This window comes from Actinocorallia lasiicapitis, from assembly GCF_054778695.1.
In genome coordinates this window covers 1-923 of the sequence record NZ_BAAGZI010000809.1, presented here as the reverse complement: position 1 = coordinate 923, position 923 = coordinate 1, and the positions used below count along the sequence as shown (strand labels likewise).

At 65.3% G+C, this 923-nt stretch carries 1 pseudogene; it reads left to right on the top strand.

The features are described 5' to 3' along the window. Nucleotides 1–122: 122 nt before the first annotated feature. A pseudogene (locus tag ACYVE7_RS34750) lies at nt 123–923 on the top strand (IS3 family transposase); the annotation flags it as partial.

The window sequence follows — 923 nt, the reverse complement described above, 5'->3', positions numbered from 1 at the left end:
CGATCACGTCGCCACACGCATTTGAGGTTAACGCCACATCAACCCAAACATTCTGCCCAGTGACGTGCTCCCCTGAAACTCCGCCAGTTTGAGCTAGAGTCCGCCTTCGTGAGGAGACGGACGTGAAGAAGACCAGGTTCAGCGAGGAGCAGATCATCGCGGTGCTGCGTGAGCAGGAGGGCGGGATGAAGACCGCCGATGTATGTCGCAAGCATGGGATCAGCAGCGCGACGTTGTACGCGTGGAAGGCGAAGTACGGCGGCATGGATGTGTCGCAGGCACGCAAGCTGAAGGTGCTGGAGGAGGAGAACGGCCGGCTCAAACGGCTGCTGGCCGACGCCATGCTCGACAACGCCGTGCTGAAGGAGGTGGCGGGAAAAAACTGGTGAAGCCCGCCGCTCAGCGGAAGGCTGTCGAGCATGCTCGGCAGCTGTTCGGCATCAGCGAGCGTCGGGCGTGTACCATCTTCGGCGTGGACAGAACGTCGGTGCGCTACGCGCCCCGGCGTAGTGATGATGGCGACCTGCGGTCGCGGTTGCGGGAGATCGCGGCGGAGCGTCGCCGCTTCGGCTACCGGCGGCTGGGGATCATGCTGGCTCGCGAGGGGCTGGTCATGAACCACAAGAAGCTGCTGCGGCTGTACCGCGAGGAGAACCTGCGCGTGCGGCGCCGGCGCGGTCGCAAACGAGCCATGGGCACCCGAGCGCCCATGGCGCTGCCGCAAGGTCCGAACCAGCGCTGGAGCCTCGACTTCGTCAGCGACACGCTGATCAGCGGCCGGCGCATCCGCATCCTGGCGGTGGTCGACGACTTCACGCGCGAGTGCCTGGCGCTGGTGGTCGCCCGTCAGCTTCGCCACGAAGATGTGCTGGCGGCCCTGGCCGAGCTGTTCATTGACCGGGGCCCGCCTGCCCATATCAGAT